Source organism: Rathayibacter sp. AY1B4 (assembly GCF_002932815.1).
GTDB lineage: Bacteria > Actinomycetota > Actinomycetes > Actinomycetales > Microbacteriaceae > Rathayibacter.
Map to the genome: position 1 here is coordinate 34,241 of NZ_PSWN01000005.1, position 16,494 is coordinate 50,734.

The window sequence follows — 16,494 nt, forward strand, 5'->3', positions numbered from 1 at the left end:
CCCGCATGGTGCAGGTCGACCGCGGCGAGCACCTCCGCTCGGGGGAGTGGCTCGAGCTGAATCGCACGTACTGGGAGGAGCGCACCGGCGAGGGTGCGCTCCACCCGGATCTTGTCACCGCGGTGCTCCTCGACCCCGGGCCGAGGATCCTCCAGCTCGGCTCGGGCGACGGGCTCGACGCGCTCGAGCTCGCCGAGCGCGGCGCCCGCGTGGTGGGCGTCGACTTCTCGATGCCCGCGGTGCGCCGAGCACGCGCCGCCGCCGCGGACAGGGACCTCGCCGGCTCCGCCCGCTTCGTCTGCGCGAACCTCTACGAGCTGCGGCACATGCTGCCGGAGCCCGACTCGTTCGACGTCGTGCTCTGCAGCGCCGGCGTCGTCTCGTGGCTCCCCGACATGGAGGAGTGGGCGCGGCTGGTGGAGTGGTTCGTCGCCCCCGGCGGCGCGGTGCTCGTCGCCCCGTCGTCGTCCGCTCCCGTCGACGCCGACGTCCGCACCTGGTCGCGCACCTCGTCCGAGCTCGCAGCCGCCCTGACGGCGGTCGGGCTGAGCGTGGACGGGAGCGCCGTGCTGCGCGCCGCCAAGCCCGCCTGAGACCGGAGCCCGCTCCCACCGCCGCGTCGATTTGCACCGGCGCCGGAACGCGTGTAATGTCTCTTCTTGTGCCGCGGGGTGGAGCAGTTCGGTAGCTCGCTGGGCTCATAACCCAGAGGTCGTAGGTTCAAATCCTGCCCCCGCAACAAGAAAGCGAAAGCCGGTCCTGAGAAGGGCCGGCTTTCGTCGTTAACGCGGGTCGCGGACGTGCTGCCCGCGGCTGACAGTGCGCGGGCCGAGACCTCAGTCGCCCTCGATCACGCTCAGCACGTTGCCCGCCGGATCGCGGAACCAGCAGATCGTCGGCCCGTGGCCGCGCATCACTCCGTCCGCATCGGTCGGCAGCGACGGGTCGTCGTAGATCGCCGTGGTGACGCCTGCCGCGTGCAGCTCGGCGACCGCCGCGTCGACGTCCTCCACCGAGAAGTTCAGGATCGTGAACGACGCCGGCTCGTGGTCCGGCTTCGGGTACGCGATCGCGCGGCCTCCGCCCGGCAGCCGGATGTCGAGGATCCCCATCGCGTTCAGCTCGACCTCGAGCCCGAGCACTCCGCCGTAGAAGGCCCGCGCCGCCTCCACGTCGTCCACGCTGAAGCCGCTGAAGGCCCTCTCGCTCCGGATCATCGCCGTCCTCCGTCCCACGGCCGCACCGTCGCGCCCGCTCCGCTCCGGACGCTACTCCGGTCGCCCGTCCGCGTCACCGTCGGACCCGCCCGCGGCGCCGCCGACCGCCAGCCGGTCTCGCGCGACCCGCATCCGCGGACCGGCCTCCCGACGCTCCGCGCCGACGCGTGTGCCGGACCGGCCCGCACGTTATGCTCGACCCCGATGCGAGGGGTGCTGCTGTGAGGGACGAACGCGGGGACGACGGCTCGAACGAGGGGCTCGGCGACCGCCCGACCCGGCGGAGCCCGCGGCAGGCGCCGCACGCGCTGCCCGCGGCACGCGTCGCCACTCCGGTCCTCACGCCCGTCCGCCCCGTGCGGCGCCGCCGGGGCCGTGTCTTCCGCGCGACCGTCAGCACGGTCGCCCTCGCCGCCATCGCGGGCCTCGTGGCGGTCTCCGCACTCCCCGCCTACTCCTTCGACCCGGCACCCGATTCGCAGGCCGCCGTCGAGGCCGCCGCCCGCGTGCAGGCGCTCGGCAACCAGAAGCTCACCGTCGCGCCGACCGCGGTCCAGGAGCAGGTCATCCGCGACTCCTTCACCGCACCGACCCAGGCCCAGCTCGATGAGGCGGCCGCCCAGGCGCGTGCGCTCGCCGCCGCCGAGCAGGCCGCCCGCGACGCCGAGACCGCCCGCCTCGCCCAGGAGGCGCAGGCCGCGGCAGGCACGACCGGCGCGGACGGCGCCGCCGCAGGCAGCGGCGGCACCAGCACCTCGGTCACGCCCCGCGAGGAGGGCGACGACTACCCCTGGCGCGACCAGCTCACCGACGACCAGGGCGGCGGCCTCTCGCCGCTGCGGTACTACTACCGCGAGTGCGTCGACTTCGTCGCCTGGCGGATCAACCGCGACCAGGGCTCGACGAGCGCACCCTTCAAGTGGACCTGGGGCAACATGACCCCGGGCGGGGGCAGCGCCTACGCGTGGGCCGGCCAGTGGGCCTCCCACGGCTGGGTGACCAGCAGCACGCCCGTCCCCGGCGCGGTCGCCTGGTTCACCGGCAACCACGTCGCCTACGTGCAGGCCGTCAACTCCGACGGCACGGTCTCGCTCGAGGAGTACAACTGGGGCAACGACCACGCGTACCACAAGCGCACCATCCCGGCCTCCCAGGTCGCCCTCTTCCTCTACCCGCCGAGCTGATGACCGGCGCCGTCGGCATGGCCGTGGCGCAGTTCGCCCCCTCGACGGACCGGGAGGCGAACATCGCGACGATCGGGCGCCTGGCCCGGATCGCCGCCGAGCGCGGCGCGAGCATGGTGGTGCTGCCGGAGTACAGCTCCGCCTTCACCGATCCGCTCGGGCCCGAGCTGGTCGCGGCGGGCGAGGCGCTCGACGGCCCGTTCGTCACGGCTCTCGCGGCGCTCGCGCGCGAGCTCCGGATCCACCTCGTGGCGGGCATGGTCGAGGCGGTGGACGGGCGCCGCATCGCGAACACGCTCGTCGCGCTCGACCCCGAGGGCGCGCTCGTGGCCCGCTACCGCAAGCTGCACCTGTACGACGCCTTCGGCCAGACCGAGTCGGAGTGGGTCGCCGCGGGGGAGATCGCCGCACCCGAGACGTTCGAGGTCGGCGGCCTCGTCGTCGGGCTGCAGACCTGCTACGACCTGCGCTTCCCGGAGGTCAGCCGCTGGCTGGTCGACGCCGGGGTCGACGTCATCGCGGCACCGGCCGAGTGGGTGCGCGGCCCGCTCAAGGAGGCGCACTGGCGGACGCTGGTCACCGCCCGCGCGCTCGAGAACACGGTGTACCTCCTCGCAGCCGACCAGACCCCGCCGATCGGGGTCGGCACGAGCATGATCGTCGATCCGATGGGCGTCGAGACCGTCACCCTCGGCGAGGTCGAGGATGTCGCCGTCGCCTGGGTCTCGCGCGAGCGGATCGACGCGGCGCGCGCGAAGAACCCCGCTCTGGCGCTGCGGCGCTTCCGGGTGCTGCCGCTCTGACCGCCGCCCCCGGCCCGACGGCGCCGGGCATCCGACCGAATCCGCTGAGGCCGGCTCCTCAGCGCGCCATGCGGGCGAGGCCCGCGACCGCGGTCTCCAGCACCTCGAACCGCTTGCAGAAGGCGAAGCGGACGAGCGAGCGGTAGGGAGCGGCGTCCTCGGGGCGGCAGAACGCCGACACGGGCACCGCCACCACTCCCGCGAGATCCGGGAGCGCCCGGCAGAGCGCGACCCCGTCGTCGTAGCCGAGCGGTGCCGCGTCCGCGACGACGAAGTAGCCGCCCGAGGAGGGCGCGACGCCGAAGCCCGCAGCAGCCAGGCCCGCCGACAGCAGGTCCTTCTTGGCCGCAAGAGTCTGCGCCGCGCCGGTGAAGAAGGCGTCCGGGAGCCCGAGCCCGAGGGCGACGGCCCCCTGGAACGGCGAGCCGCTGACGTAGGTGAGGAACTGCTTCACGGCGAGGACGGCCGTGATCAGCTCGCGCGGGCCCGTCACCCAGCCGATCTTCCAGCCCGTGGTGCTGAAGGTCTTGCCCGCCGAGGAGACGGAGAGCGTCCGCTCGAAGGCTCCGGGAAGGGAGGCCAGCGGGACGTGCGGAGTGTCGAAGCGCAGGTGCTCGTAGACCTCGTCCGTCAGGATCACGGCGTCGTGCCGCTCGGCGAGCCGCACGATCAGCTCGCGGGTCTCGGCCGGGAGGACGGCACCGGTCGGGTTGTGCGGGTCGTTCACCAGGATGACGCGCGTGCGGTCGCTCACCGCGGCGGTCAGCTCGTCGTGGTCGACCGCGAAGGAGGGGCCGCGCAGGAGCACGGTGCGGTGCACCCCTCCTGCCAGGGCGATCAGGGCTCCGTAGGCGTCGTAGTGGGGCGTGAAGGTGACGACCTCGTCGCCCGGCTCGAGCAGGCCCAGCAGAGCCGCGGCCAGGGCCTCGGTGGCGCCCGTGGTGACGAGGACCTCGCCGTCGGGGTCGAGGGCGATCCCGGAGAAGCGCAGCCGGTGCGCGGCGATCGCCTCGCGCAGGACGGGGAAGCCGGGACCCGGCGGGTACTGGTTGAGCCCGGACGCGATGGCGTCGCGCGCGGCGTCGAGGATCTCGCGCGGGCCGTCCTCGTCCGGGAAGCCCTGGCCGAGGTTCACCGCTCCGGTGCGCAGGGCGAGCGCGCTCATCTCGCTGAAGACGGTGGCGGCGACCTCGCCGCCGGGGCCGAGGAGGCCGGCGCCCGCCGCGGCGCGGGACCAGGATCCGGGAATGCTCACGTGCCCAGTGTGCCCGCTCGAGCAGTCCGGCCGGTTTCATTTCCCGCTCGCAGGCCCGTCATAAGAAACCCCCAGGTACGATCGCCAAGCTATTCCCGCTTGGAAGGAGCAGCACCCATGACCGAGAGTCACGAGGGTCCTCGTCAGCCGGAGGAACCCACCACGCCGACGGAGTCCGGCGCCCGAGAGGCGACCGAGCGCACCCCCGGCGAGAGCTCCGGAGCGTCGTCCTCGACCACCGGGCCCACCGAGCCGATCCATCGGGGCGGAGCGCACCGCGAGAGCGAGAGCCCGACCGTCCCCTACCCCTCCTCCTCGGCCCCCCAGCCGCCGTACACGCCGAACGCGACGGCCGGCAACGAGGCGCAGCCCGTCTCCCAGCCCGCCCGCTACGGGCAGTACGCGCCGCCCGCCGCGAACACGCTGCACGGCTCCGAGGAGCCGCCCTCCTCGAGCCCCTTCGGCCCGGGCGCCGAGTACACCCCCGCCCCCACCGCCACGAAGCGCCGAGCCGGAGTGGGCGTCGTCGCGGCGCTCGCCATCGGCGCGGTCGTGGGCGGAGTCGCGGGAGCCGGCGTGTTCGGCCTCTGGTCCGCCTCCAACGGCGGCGGGACCCGCGTGGTCTCCGCCGGCGGCTCGCAGACGATCACGGTCAACAACGCCGAGGACGCCACGACCGCCACCGCGGTCGCCGCCAAGGCCACTCCGAGCGTCGTCACCATCGCGGTGAGCGGCAGCTCGTCCGCCGGCACCGGATCCGGCATCGTGCTCTCGAAGGACGGCTACGTCCTGACCAACACCCACGTGGTCACCCTCGACGGCGAGATCGCGAACGGCACCGTCTCGGTCACCACCAGCGACGGCCGGATCTTCGACGCGACCGTCGTCGGCACCGACCCGACCCTCGACCTCGCCGTCATCAAGCTGACCGGCGCGACCGACCTCAGCCCGATGACGTTCGCGGACTCCACCAAGATCAACGTGGGCGACACGGCGGTCGCCATCGGCGCCCCGCTCGGCCTCTCCGGCACCGTGACCGACGGCATCGTCAGCGCGCTCAACCGCAGCATCCAGGTCGCCTCCTCGGCGGCTCCGGACGACTCGGGCGACAGCTCGAGCGGCGGCACCGAGAGCCCGTTCAACTTCGACATCCCGGGCCAGCAGGCGCCGACCCAGGCGAAGAGCACCATCTCGCTGCCCGTCATCCAGACCGACGCGGCGATCAACCCGGGCAACTCCGGCGGCGCGCTGCTCGACAGCGACGGCGAGCTGATCGGCGTGAACGTCGCGATCGCGAGCGCCGGCCAGTCCTCCTCGAGCGGCCAGTCCGGCAACATCGGAGTCGGCTTCGCGATCCCCAGCGCGATCGCCGAGCGCATCGCGAAGGAGATCATCGCGAACGGCTCCGCCTCGCACGGCCTGCTCGGCGCGAGCGTCTCCGACTCGACCGCGGACGTCCTCGGCGCCCGCATCGAGGAGGTCTCCGGAGGCGGTGCCGCGCAGGCGGCCGGTCTCGCCAAGGGCGACATCATCACCGCGATCGACAGCACTCCGATCACGAGCGCGTCCGACCTCACCGCGCAGGTCCGCGCGCAGGCCGCGAACGCCGCGGTCGAGCTGACCTACGTCCGCAACGGCCAGAGCTACCAGGCGAAGGCGACGCTCGGCCAGATGGCCGCCGGCTGACCCGCCGCCGCCGCGCACAGCCCCTCGAGGATCCGTCCCCGGGGGGCTGTGCTCCGCCGCCGCGCAGAGCCCCTCGAGGATCCGTCCCCGGGGGGCTTTTCCGCGTCCGGGCCCGGCCCGGGGCGCGGCGCTCCCCGCTGGTAGGGTGGTGGATCCCTGCGCCCGCGCTCCTCCCGCACGAACTGGACCCATGCAGCACGAGATCCCGGAAGACGACCTCTCCGACCTGCCCGGCGTCTCCTACGTCATGCCCGTCCTCAACGAGGTCGCCCACGTGCGCGCCGCGGTCGACTCGCTGCTGCACCAGGACTACACCGGCCCCTTCGACGTCGTCCTCGCCGTCGCCCCGAGCATCGACGGCACGGAGCAGCTCGTCGCCGAGCTGAGCGCGGCCGACCCGCGGATCCGCGTCGTGCCGAACGAGGTCGGCTCCACTCCTGCGGGCCTCAACGCCGCGATCCGCGCCTCGCGCCACCCGGTCGTCGTCCGGGTCGACGCGCACTCCGTTCTGCCGCCCGAGTACGCGCGCACGGCGGTCGAGGCGCTGCAGCGCTCCGGAGCGGCGAACGTCGGCGGAGTGATGGCGGCGGAGGGCCTCACCCCGTTCCAGCGCGCGGTCGCCCGGGCCTACGGCTCCCGCATCGGGCTGGGCGGCACGCCCCACCACGTGGGAGGCGAGGAGGGCCCGGCCGACACGGTGTACCTCGGCGTCTTCCGCCGCTCCGCCCTCGAGCGCGCCGGCCTGTTCGACGAGCGCTTCAAGCGCGGGCAGGACTGGGAGCTGAACCGGCGGCTGCGCGAGCGCGGCGAGGTCGTCTGGTTCACTCCGCGCCTCACCGTCACCTACCGGCCGCGGCCCTCGATGCGCGCGCTGCTCCGGCAGTTCCTCTCGACCGGGATGTGGCGGGGCGAGCTCACCCGGATGTTCCCGGCCTCGCGGTCGCTGCGCTACTTCGCTCCGCCCGTGCTCGTCGCGATGCTCGCGATCGGGCTGCTCGTCGGGCTGGCGGGAGTCGTCCAGGCGCTCGCCGGAGCCGCGCCCTGGCTCCTGCTGGGGTTCGCGGTGCCCGCCGCCTACCTCCTCCTGGTGGCGGCGGCCACTCTCGTGGTCGCGCGGCCGGACGGCGCGCGTGCGATGCTGTGGTTCGCCGTGGTCATCCCGGCGGTCCACGTGGCCTGGGGGACCGGCTTCGTGCTCGGCTTCGCCGGGCTGACCAGCAACATCTCCGCCCACCGCCACCAGCCGCGGTCCGACTCGCCGAGGGGCGCATGACCACGACGACGAGACCCCGCTCCATCGCCGAGCTGCGCGCCGTCGCGCAGCCCCCGGAGGTGCGCGGCCGCCGCAACGCCGAGCACTGGACGGCGTCGCTCTACCTGCGCCGCTTCTCGCCCTACCTGACCTGGCTGCTGCTGAAGACCTCGATCTCGGCGAACGGCGTCACCGGGCTGATGATCCTGGTCGGCTGGAGCGCGGCGGCAGCCCTCCTGATCCCGGGGATCGCCGGAGCGGCGCTGGCGCTGCTCCTCGGCCAGCTGCAGATGCTGGTGGACTGCTGCGACGGCGAGGTCGCGCGCTGGCGCCGCACGTCCTCGCCGGCGGGCGTGTTCCTCGACAAGGTCGGGCACTACACGACCGAGGCGCTGATCCCGATCGCGCTCGGGCTGCGAGCGGCGGGCGTCCCGTTCGAGGCGCCGGCGGACTTCCTCTGGACCACGATCGGCTTCGCCCTGGCCCTGGTGATCGTCCTCAACAAGGCGCTCAACGACATGGTGCACGTGGCGCGCGCGAACGCCGGTCTCACGAAGCTGGCCGACACGAAGGGCGAGGCGGTGCCGTCCTCGTCCGGGCTGGCGGGGCTTCGCCGCGCGGCCCGCTTCCTGCCCTTCCACCGCCTCTACCACTCCGTCGAGCTGACGATGCTGGCCTTCGCGACCGCCCTCGTGGGCCTCGTCGTCGGAGCGGGCACGGCCGACCGGGTCCTCGTCGGGGCGCTGCTGCCGCTCGCCCTCCTCGCCCTGGTCGGCCACTTCGTCGCGATCATGGCGTCCAAGCGTGTCCGCTCCTGAGCCGCGGGTCGGCGTCGTCGTCCTGACGCAGGGGACCCGGCCCGACGACCTCGCCGCGGGGCTGGCCAGCGTCTTCGCGCAGGAGGGCGTCGAGCTGGACGTCGTCTGCGTCGGCAACGGCTGGGAGCCGGACGGCCTGCCCGAGGGAGTGCGCGCCCTGGCGCTGCCCGAGAACCTCGGCATCCCGGCGGGCCGGAACGCCGGAGTCGACGCCGTCGCGGGGGAGTACCTCTTCTTCCTCGACGACGACGCCCGGATCCCGTCCCCCCGCTTCCTCGTCGACGCGATCGCGCTGCTCGTCTCGAACCGCCGCATCGGCCTGGTGCAGCCCCGCGTCGACAGCACGGACGGCACGCCGAGCCCGCGGCGCTGGATCCCGCGGATCCTCAAGGGCGACCCCCGCCGCTCCGGCCCCGTCTTCTCGGTCTGGGAGGGAGCGGTCGTGCTGCGGCGCGACGTGTTCGCCCGGACGGGCGGCTGGGCGGCTCCGTTCTTCTACGCCCACGAGGGCATCGAGCTGGCCTGGCGGGTCTGGGACACGGGTCGCACCGCCTGGTACGCGGGAGAGCTCGTCGCCCAGCACCCCGTCATCCAGCCGACCCGTCACGCCGACTACTACCGGCTGAACGCGCGCAACCGCGTCTGGCTCGCCCGCCGCAACCTCGCCGCACCTCTGGCGCTCGTCTACGTGGGGTCCTGGACCGCGATCCAGTGCCTCCGCTGGCGTCGCGACCCGGCCGCCCTGCGCGCCTGGTTCGCCGGCTGGCGGGAGGGATGGCGCTCGGATCCGGGCGGCCGGCGCGTCCTCTCGGCCCGCACGGTGCTCCGGATGGCGTTCGCCGGGCGTCCGCCGATCGTCTAGCATCGGGGAATCCGCCCCCGCCGGGGCCCCCGAAAGGACGACGGTGTTCGATTCGACCCAGCTCTCCCCGCCCGAGCGCGCCGAGGCGGAGGCGACCCCTGCCGGACCGGACCTCCTCTTGGCGGTCCGCGAGCGCCTCGGCGCCGTCGACGACGAGTTCTCCGGCCGCCTCGACGAGCACCTCCCGCGCCTGGTCGATCTGCTCGCCACGGTGTACGCCGGCCGCGACGACCTCGAGGACCAGCTGGTCGCGATCGTCGAGCTCGCCGCCGCCTCCTGGGAGGAGCGGCCCGAGGAGCTCCGCGCGCTCGACCGCGCCCGCGAGCAGCACCCGACCTGGTTCCTCTCGAACAAGGCTCTGGGCGGGGTCTGCTACGTCGACCGCTACGCGGGCGACCTCGAGGGGCTGCGCGCCGAGATCCCGTACCTCCGCGAGATCGGCCTGAACTACCTGCACCTTATGCCGCTCTTCGATGCGCCCGAGGGCGAGTCGGACGGGGGCTACGCGGTCTCGAGCTACCGGCGCGTGCGGCCGGACCTCGGCGACATGGAGCAGCTCCGCGGGCTGGCCTCCGAGCTGCGTGAGCAGGGCATCGCACTCGTGGTCGACTTCGTCTTCAACCACACCTCGAACGAGCACGAGTGGGCGCAGCGCGCGCTCGCCGGCGAGCAGCGCTTCGAGGACTACTACTGGATCTACCCGGACCGGGAGCAGCCCGACGCCTTCGAGCGCACGACGCGCGAGATCTTCCCGGACGACCATCCCGGCTCCTTCGTTCAGCTGGAGGACGGGCGCTGGGTCTGGGCCACGTTCCACCGCTACCAGTGGGACCTCAACTACTCCAACCCCGAGGTGTTCCGGGCGATGGCGGGAGAGATGCTCTTCCTCGCCAACCAGGGGATCGACGCCCTGAGGATGGACGCGGTCGCGTTCATCTGGAAGGAGCTCGGCACCACCTGCGAGTCGCAGCCGCAGGCGCACCTGCTGCTGCGCGCGTTCAACGAGGTCTGCCGCCTGGCCGCTCCGGCGCTGCTGTTCAAGTCCGAGGCGATCGTGCACCCCGACGAGGTGATCGAGTACATCGACGTCGAGGAGTGCCAGCTCTCGTACAACCCGCTGCAGATGGCGCTCACCTGGGAGGCGCTCGCCACCCGCGACGTCCGTCTCCTCTCGCAGGCCCTCGAGCGCCGGCACGCCCTCCCCGAGGGCACGGCCTGGGTCAACTACGTGCGCGGGCACGACGACATCGGCTGGACCTTCGCCGACGAGGACGCCGCCGAGCTCGGGATCGACGCGGCCGGCCACCGCCGCTTCCTCAACGACTTCTACACCGACCGGTTCGACGGCACGTTCGCCCGCGGAGTGCCGTTCCAGGAGAACCCGCGCACCGGCGACCGCCGCGTCTCGGGCACCACCGCGTCCCTCGCCGGAGTGGAGGCGGGTGACCCGTACGGGATCGACCGTGTGCTTCTCGCGCACTCGATCGCCCTGAGCACCGGGGGGCTGCCGCTGCTCTACCTCGGCGACGAGGTCGGCCAGCTCAATGACCACGGCTATCTCGACGACCCGACGACGGCCGGCGACTCGCGCTGGGTGAACCGTCCCCGCCGCCCCGCGGAGCGCTACGACGAGCGCGAGGTCCCGGGGACGGCCGCGAGCGAGGTCTTCGGCGGGCTGCTGCACCTCATCGCCGTGCGCAAGGCCGTTCCGATGTTCGCGGGCACCGAGCTGAGCGTCTTCGACCCGGTCAACGACCACGTGCTCGGCTACCAGCGCCCCGGCGACGGGGAGTCGGTGCTCGTGCTCGCGAACGTGTCGGACGAGGTCCAGGAGGTCGCGGCCGAGCGGTTCGTCGGGTTCGCCGCGGAGGCGGTCGACCTGGTCACCGAGATCGCGGTCGACCTGCGCGAGGGCTTCCGTCTCGCTCCGCTGCAGTTCGTCTGGCTGAGGGTGACCCCGGCCTGATCGGACCGTGCGAGGCCCCCGGCGTGGGGGCCGTCGCCGGTACCCTGGGGCGGATGACTCCCGCTCCCCGTGCCCTGATCGCCCGCCTCCGCACCGACGCGCGACTCGCGCGCAAGGTGGGCGGCGAGCTGCTCGCGGCTCGCCGGGCCCGCCACGCGGTGACCCGGCTGCTCGCGGAGCGCGGGCCGCTGCCCGAGGGCCGGTTCGAGATCGGCGTCTACTTCGCCGACGGCGACATCAACCTGTACCAGCTGCGGCAGTGGTACCGGCCGCTGGCCGAGCTGGCGGAGACGCACCCGGTCGTGCTGCTCAGCCGCAACGCCGGCGCCGCGGAGGTGCTGCTGCGCGAGAGCCCGGTCCCGGTCGCCTACGTCCGCTCCGTCGCCGACCTCGAGAGCACCATCGCGAGCCAGCCGCTGCGGATCGTGCTCTACGTCAACCAGAACGCCCGCAACTTCCAGATGATGCGCTACGGGCGCCGCTGGCACGTCTTCGTCAATCACGGCGAGAGCGACAAGATGTACATGACGACGAACCAGTTCAAGGCGTACGACTACAGCATGATCGCCGGGGACGCCGCCCTCGCCCGGCTGCGCCGCGTGCTCTGGGACTACGACTTCGACAGGCGCGCCCTCGCCATCGGCCGTCCTCAGGCGGACCACTTCGCCGGCGCCGTGCCGTTCACGCCCGACGAGCGCCGCGTGGTGCTCTACGCGCCGACCTGGGAGGGCGACCGCCCCGCCGCGGGCTACGGCTCGATCCGGAGCCACGGCACGGCCCTCGTGCGCGGGCTCCTGGCCGACCCGCGGTTCCGGCTCGTCTACCGCCCGCATCCCCGCAGCGGCGCGGTCGACTCCGACTACGCCGCGGCCGACCGGGCGATCGTCGCGATGATCGCCGCCGCCAACGCGGCCGATCCGCGCGCCGGTCACGTGCACGACACCGGTGCCGAGCTCGGCTGGCAGCTCGCCGCCGCCGACCTCGCGATCCTCGACGTGTCGGCGATGGTCTACGACCGGCTGGCCACGGGGCGCCCGCTGCTGGTCACCCGGCCCGTCAGCGCCGAGGCCGAGGTCGACGAGAGCGGCTACCTCGGCGACGCGGAGTGGCTGCACGCAGAGGACGCCTCCGCGATCATCGGGCGGATCGACAGCGCCGAGCACGATCCGGAGTCGGTCGAGCGGCTGGAGCGCTGGGTGCACCGCTACTTCGGCGACACGTCGCCCGGAGCGGCCACGCGGCGCTTCCACGAGGCGATCGAGCACCTGCTCACCGAGTGGGAGCGGCACGCCGCTCTGCACCGGGGCGACGGCGCGGTCGACGACCACGATCCGGAGGGTTGAGTGGGCGGGAGCACCGCTCGAACGGCCGCGTCAAGGGTGGGCCGGTCGCCGGGCGGCCTCCCGGTGCCCCGCTACGCTCGTCCCATGATGACCCCGCGCGCCTTCGCCCGCTCCCGCCGGCGCCGGTCGGCACCCGCCCAGCCCGCGGTCGAGCCGGACATCGTGGTCTCCGCCGACCCGGAGAAGCCGGTCTTCACGATCCGCTCCTTCCGCATCGGCCTGTTCGGCGCGCTCGGCGTGCTGGTGGCGCTCGTCCTGGGCGGCCTCGTCGTGCAGCTGGGCACGGTGCTGACCTACATCTTCGTGGCGCTGTTCTTCGCGCTCGGCCTCGATCCGCTGGTCTCCTGGCTCGAGAGCAAGCGCCTGCCGAGGCCGCTGGCGATCACGGCGGTCTTCGCCGCGGTGGTGCTGATCTTCGCCGGCCTGCTGGTCTACATCATCCCGATCCTGGTCGAGCAGCTGACGATGTTCGTCACGAGCGCCCCGCAGATCGTCACCGACATCGCCTCGCAGCAGTGGGTGCTCGACCTCGAGCAGCAGCTGCGCGGCGTGATCGACATCGACGAGCTGATCGAGAGCGTCCAGAGCTTCATCGGCAACCCCAACAACCTGCTCTCGCTCGGCGGCGGACTGATCGCGGTCGGGACCGGCATCGCCAGCGGCGTGACCGGCGCCGTCATCGTGCTGATCCTGACCCTGTACTTCCTCGCGTCGCTGCGCTCGATGAAGGCCGTCGCCTACCGCTTCGCCCCCGCCTCGCACCGCGCGAAGGCGCACGAGGTCGGCGACGAGATCACCGGCGCCGTGGGCCGTTACGTGGTCGGCCAGGTCTCGCTCGCCGGCGTGAACGGCGTGCTCACGTTCATCCTGCTGCTCTCGATCGGCGCCCCGGTGCCGGCGCTGCTGGCCTGCGTCGCGTTCCTCGGCTCCCTGATCCCGCTGGTCGGCACGCTCTCGGGCGCCGTGATCATCTCGCTCGCCTGCCTCCTGGCTTCGCCGCTGACCGCGCTGGTCGCCGCGATCTACTACCTCGTCTACATGCAGGTCGAGGCGTACCTCCTCAGCCCCCGCATCATGAACAAGGCCGTCTCGGTCCCCGGTGCGGTCGTCGTGATCGCGGCGGTCGCGGGCGGCACCATCGCGGGCGTGCTCGGCGCCCTGGTCGCGATCCCGGTCGCGGCCTCGGTGATCATCGTCGTGCAGAAGGTCGTCTTCCCCCGTCAGGACGCCAAGTAGCGGACCGCACCGCGACGGCCGGTCCGCTCAGCGCCAGGTCGGCACCGCGCCGTCGACCGCAGCGCTGAAGCGGCGGACCGACTCCGGGACCGCGACGCCCTCCTCCGCCGGCACCGGCGCGAGCGTGCGGGTGACCAGCGGCACGACGCCCGCCCAGACCCCGGCCTCCGGCTCGTCGCCCGCTCCGTGCGCGCGCACCTTCAGGCTCGCCTCGGCCAGGGGGAGGCGCAGCACCAGCGTCGCCGCGATCTCGCGGTCGGTGCTCGGCCGCACCTCCTCGTCGCGCCCCGGGAGGAGGCGTGCGACCAGCAGATCGAGGGCCCGCGCCTTCTCCTCGCCCTCCAGCGCCTCGGCCCGGCCGATCACCATCGCCGAGCGGTAGTTCATCGAGCTGTCGAAGGTGGAGCGGGCGACGACCAGTCCGTCGACCAGCGTGACCGAGGCGGTGAGGAGCGAGTGCCGCGCCGCCTCCCGCAGCAGTCCTCCGCCGCTCGACCCGTGCAGCAGGAGGGAGTCGCCGTCGCGGGCGAAGAGGATCGGCAGCACGATCGCGGCGCCGTCCCGCACGACGGCGACGTGGGCGACGAGCGCCTCGTCGAGCAGGGCGTGCAGCTCGGCGGGATCGGTGCGCTGGCGGTCGCGGAGACGGGAGACGCGGGTGCGGTCGGTGACGGGGAGGCTGTCCATGTCGGAATCGTCCCGCGCCGACTGGATCTGCCAGGATGCCACTGGGCCGCGATCGGAGTGGTCCAGAGCGGAGCGGTCGATGGCGTCGGGCGATCTGGAGATCCCGCTCCTCCTCGGGCCGTCGCCGCGCGGCTCGGTCCGCGCCGGGCTCGCCGAGGCGCTGCGCCAGGCGGTGCTGGACGGGCGCTACCGGGCGGGAGATCCGATCCCGTCGAGCCGCGTGCTCGCCGAGCGGCTCGGCGTCTCGCGGGGCTCCGTCGTCGCCGCGGTGGATCAGCTGGTGGGGGAGGGCTACCTCGTCGCCCACCCGCGCGCAGCGGTGACGGTCGCCTCCGACGGACTGCTGGCGCCGGCGCCGCAGGAGCCGCGGCCGGAGTCCCGGGAGACCGTCGTCCCGCCCGCCGCGGCGGACCTGAGGCCGGGCCGGCCGGACACCCGCGCCCTCGACACCCCGGAGTGGCGGGCCGCCTGGCGCCTGGCGCTCGCCTCGCCGCCCTCGGCGCCTCCTCGGGGTTCCGGGGACCCGGCCCTGCGGGAGCAGATCGCCGAGCAGCTGCGCCGGTCCCGCGGCGTCGACGTGCAGGCGTCGGACGTGGTGGTGACCAGCGGCACCGCGGGCGCCGTCGCGCTCCTGGCCCGCGCCGCCTCGGCCTCGCTCGGACGCGAGGTGCGCGTCGCCGTCGAGGACCCCGGCTACCCGGCCGTCCGGCGCCGCCTGCGCGCCGACGGGCACGAGGTCGTCGGCGTCCCGGTGCGCGGCGACGGCATCGACCTCGACGCTCTCGCGAGCTCCGGCGCGGACGTGGTCGTCGTGACTCCGTCGCACCAGTACCCGACCGGAGGCAGGCTCGCCCTTGCCGAGCGCCTGGAGCTGGTGCGCCGCGCGTCGGCCGGCCCCCTGCTCGTGGTGGAGGACGACTACGACAGCGAGTTCCGCTACGTCGGCGCCCCGCTGCCCGCGCTCGCCTCGCTCGACTCCGGCGGCGGAGTCGCCCATGTCGGGTCGTTCTCGAAGACCGTCTCGCCGTGGCTCCGCATCGCCTACCTGGCCGTTCCGCCGGCGTCCTGGCTCCGCGGGGCGCTGGCCGGCCTCGACGACGAGAAGGACGCCTCCGCCTCGGGTCCGACGCAGGCGGCGCTCGCGCAGTTCATGGCGAGCGGGGCGTTCCGGAGGCATCTCACGCGCTCGAGACGGCGCTACGCCCACCGCCGTGAGCTGGTCCACGCATTCGGGGAGTCGGTGCCGTGGGGGCGCGCAAGCGGACTCGACGGGGGTCTGCACGTCGTCCTCTCCCTGCCCGCGCCTCTGGACGCGCACGCCGTCGCGGCCGCGCTGCTCCGGGAGGGACTGCTCGTCGCCACTCTGCACGAGTACGCCCTGTCGGGACGGGCTGCGATCGAGGCGCTGGTCCTCGGCTACGGCCATGTCGGCGACCTCGAGCTCGCTGCGGCGCTGGACCTCGTCGACCGGACCGTCCGCGCGCTCGCCGCCGGGGCCGTCCGTGGTATCCCTGGAGGATGACCCGCGACTCCGCCCTGCACATCACCGACGATCCAGACGCCGACGCGCTGCTCAGCCGCGACCCGCTGGCGCTGCTGATCGGGATGCTCCTCGACCAGCAGGTCGCGATGGAGACGGCCTTCTCCGGGCCCCGCAAGATCGAGGAGCGCCTCGAGGCGGAGGGCGCCTCCTTCGACGCCGCGTCGATCGCGGGCTTCGACGAGGACGCGTTCTCGGAGCTCTGCCGGACTCCGCCCGCGATCCACCGCTACCCGGCGAGCATGGCGGGGCGCGTGCAGGTCCTCTGCCGCGCTCTGGTCGACGACTGGGACGGCGACGCCGCGGCGGTCTGGACGCGCGACGAGCCCGACGGCCGCACGGTCCTCGCGCGTCTGAAGGCGCTGCCCGGCTTCGGTGAGCAGAAGGCGCGGATCTTCCTCGCCCTGCTCGGCAAGCAGCGCGGATTCTCGGGGGAGGGCTGGCGCTCGGCCGCGGGCGCGTACGGAGAGGAGGGCGCCTTCCGCTCCGTCGCCGACATCGTCTCTCCGGAGTCGCTGACGAAGGTCCGCGCCACCAAGCAGGCCGCGAAGGCCGCCGCCAAGGCGGAGAAGTAGGGCCGGGGGCGGCGGCCGGATGGATCGAGCGCTCGACGACGGTCCCGGTCGCCGTCTCCGCAGTCGCAGG

The 16,494-nt window shown here is 73.6% G+C and carries 15 protein-coding genes and 1 tRNA gene; 13 read left to right on the forward strand and 3 right to left on the reverse strand.

Annotation, left to right across the window (positions count from 1 at the left end; translation table 11 throughout):
• Positions 1 to 5: 5 nt before the first annotated feature.
• Together C5D66_RS04490 and C5D66_RS04495 are read left to right on the forward strand one after the other, a co-directional pair.
• The gene (locus C5D66_RS04490) at positions 6 to 593 is read left to right on the forward strand and encodes a bifunctional 2-polyprenyl-6-hydroxyphenol methylase/3-demethylubiquinol 3-O-methyltransferase UbiG (protein WP_104256190.1); all 588 of its coding nucleotides are present in this window, start codon (positions 6 to 8) and stop codon (positions 591 to 593) included.
• Between the two features lie 72 nt (positions 594 to 665).
• Positions 666 to 739, forward strand: a tRNA-Met gene (locus tag C5D66_RS04495).
• A gap of 97 nt (positions 740 to 836) precedes the next feature.
• Here the strand turns inward: C5D66_RS04495 and C5D66_RS04500 are convergent.
• Entirely contained in the window at positions 837 to 1,217 is a 381-nt protein-coding gene (locus C5D66_RS04500) for a VOC family protein (protein ID WP_104226951.1), read from the reverse strand.
• A 221-nt stretch (positions 1,218 to 1,438) separates the two neighbouring features.
• On the opposite strand from C5D66_RS04500, the gene C5D66_RS04505 reads away from it, so the two are divergent.
• Positions 1,439 to 2,401, forward strand: a complete 963-nt coding sequence (locus C5D66_RS04505; protein WP_104262670.1) for a CHAP domain-containing protein — start codon at positions 1,439 to 1,441, stop codon at positions 2,399 to 2,401.
• The gene (locus tag C5D66_RS04510; protein WP_104256188.1) at positions 2,401 to 3,204 is read left to right on the forward strand and encodes a carbon-nitrogen hydrolase family protein; all 804 of its coding nucleotides are present in this window, start codon (positions 2,401 to 2,403) and stop codon (positions 3,202 to 3,204) included. The genes C5D66_RS04505 and C5D66_RS04510 overlap by 1 nt, the downstream gene beginning before the upstream one ends.
• 58 nt (positions 3,205 to 3,262) lie before the next feature.
• Here C5D66_RS04510 and C5D66_RS04515 read toward each other — a convergent pair whose 3' ends face one another.
• Positions 3,263 to 4,459 (reverse strand): aminotransferase class I/II-fold pyridoxal phosphate-dependent enzyme, encoded by a 1,197-nt coding sequence (locus C5D66_RS04515; protein ID WP_104256187.1) that lies wholly within the window; start codon positions 4,457 to 4,459, stop codon positions 3,263 to 3,265.
• A gap of 117 nt (positions 4,460 to 4,576) precedes the next feature.
• Between C5D66_RS04515 and C5D66_RS04520 the strand changes: the two genes are divergently transcribed.
• From C5D66_RS04520 to C5D66_RS04550, 7 genes are all read left to right on the forward strand, one after another.
• Entirely contained in the window at positions 4,577 to 6,145 is a 1,569-nt protein-coding gene (locus C5D66_RS04520) for a S1C family serine protease (RefSeq protein WP_104256186.1), read from the forward strand.
• A 190-nt stretch (positions 6,146 to 6,335) separates the two neighbouring features.
• Positions 6,336 to 7,418: a glycosyltransferase family 2 protein gene (locus C5D66_RS04525; RefSeq protein ID WP_181027226.1), complete on the forward strand. Its 1,083-nt coding sequence runs from the start codon at positions 6,336 to 6,338 to the stop codon at positions 7,416 to 7,418.
• A complete protein-coding gene (locus C5D66_RS04530; protein WP_104223579.1) occupies positions 7,415 to 8,215 on the forward strand; it encodes a CDP-alcohol phosphatidyltransferase family protein in 801 nt (266 codons plus the stop codon). The genes C5D66_RS04525 and C5D66_RS04530 overlap by 4 nt, the downstream gene beginning before the upstream one ends.
• Entirely contained in the window at positions 8,202 to 9,077 is an 876-nt protein-coding gene (locus C5D66_RS04535) for a glycosyltransferase family 2 protein (protein WP_104326797.1), read from the forward strand. Before C5D66_RS04530 ends, C5D66_RS04535 begins: the two co-directional genes overlap by 14 nt.
• Positions 9,078 to 9,195: 118 nt before the next feature.
• Complete coding sequence (locus C5D66_RS04540) at positions 9,196 to 11,043, forward strand: amylosucrase (RefSeq protein WP_104326809.1); 1,848 nt, start codon at positions 9,196 to 9,198, stop codon at positions 11,041 to 11,043.
• Positions 11,044 to 11,096: 53 nt separating this feature from the next.
• Positions 11,097 to 12,386, forward strand: coding sequence for a CDP-glycerol glycerophosphotransferase family protein (locus C5D66_RS04545; RefSeq protein WP_258063832.1), 1,290 nt, complete (start codon positions 11,097 to 11,099; stop codon positions 12,384 to 12,386).
• An 84-nt stretch (positions 12,387 to 12,470) separates the two neighbouring features.
• Positions 12,471 to 13,622, forward strand: coding sequence for an AI-2E family transporter (locus tag C5D66_RS04550; protein WP_244229611.1), 1,152 nt, complete (start codon positions 12,471 to 12,473; stop codon positions 13,620 to 13,622).
• Between the two features lie 27 nt (positions 13,623 to 13,649).
• Here C5D66_RS04550 and C5D66_RS04555 read toward each other — a convergent pair whose 3' ends face one another.
• A complete protein-coding gene (locus C5D66_RS04555) occupies positions 13,650 to 14,309 on the reverse strand; it encodes a pyridoxamine 5'-phosphate oxidase family protein (RefSeq protein WP_104256036.1) in 660 nt (219 codons plus the stop codon).
• Between the two features lie 79 nt (positions 14,310 to 14,388).
• Here C5D66_RS04555 and C5D66_RS04560 point away from each other — a divergent pair, with 79 nt between their 5' ends.
• Entirely contained in the window at positions 14,389 to 15,831 is a 1,443-nt protein-coding gene (locus C5D66_RS04560) for a PLP-dependent aminotransferase family protein (protein WP_181067880.1), read from the forward strand.
• Positions 15,828 to 16,424, forward strand: a complete 597-nt coding sequence (locus C5D66_RS04565) for an HhH-GPD-type base excision DNA repair protein (RefSeq protein WP_104223574.1) — start codon at positions 15,828 to 15,830, stop codon at positions 16,422 to 16,424. Before C5D66_RS04560 ends, C5D66_RS04565 begins: the two co-directional genes overlap by 4 nt.
• Positions 16,425 to 16,494 lie beyond the last annotated feature (70 nt).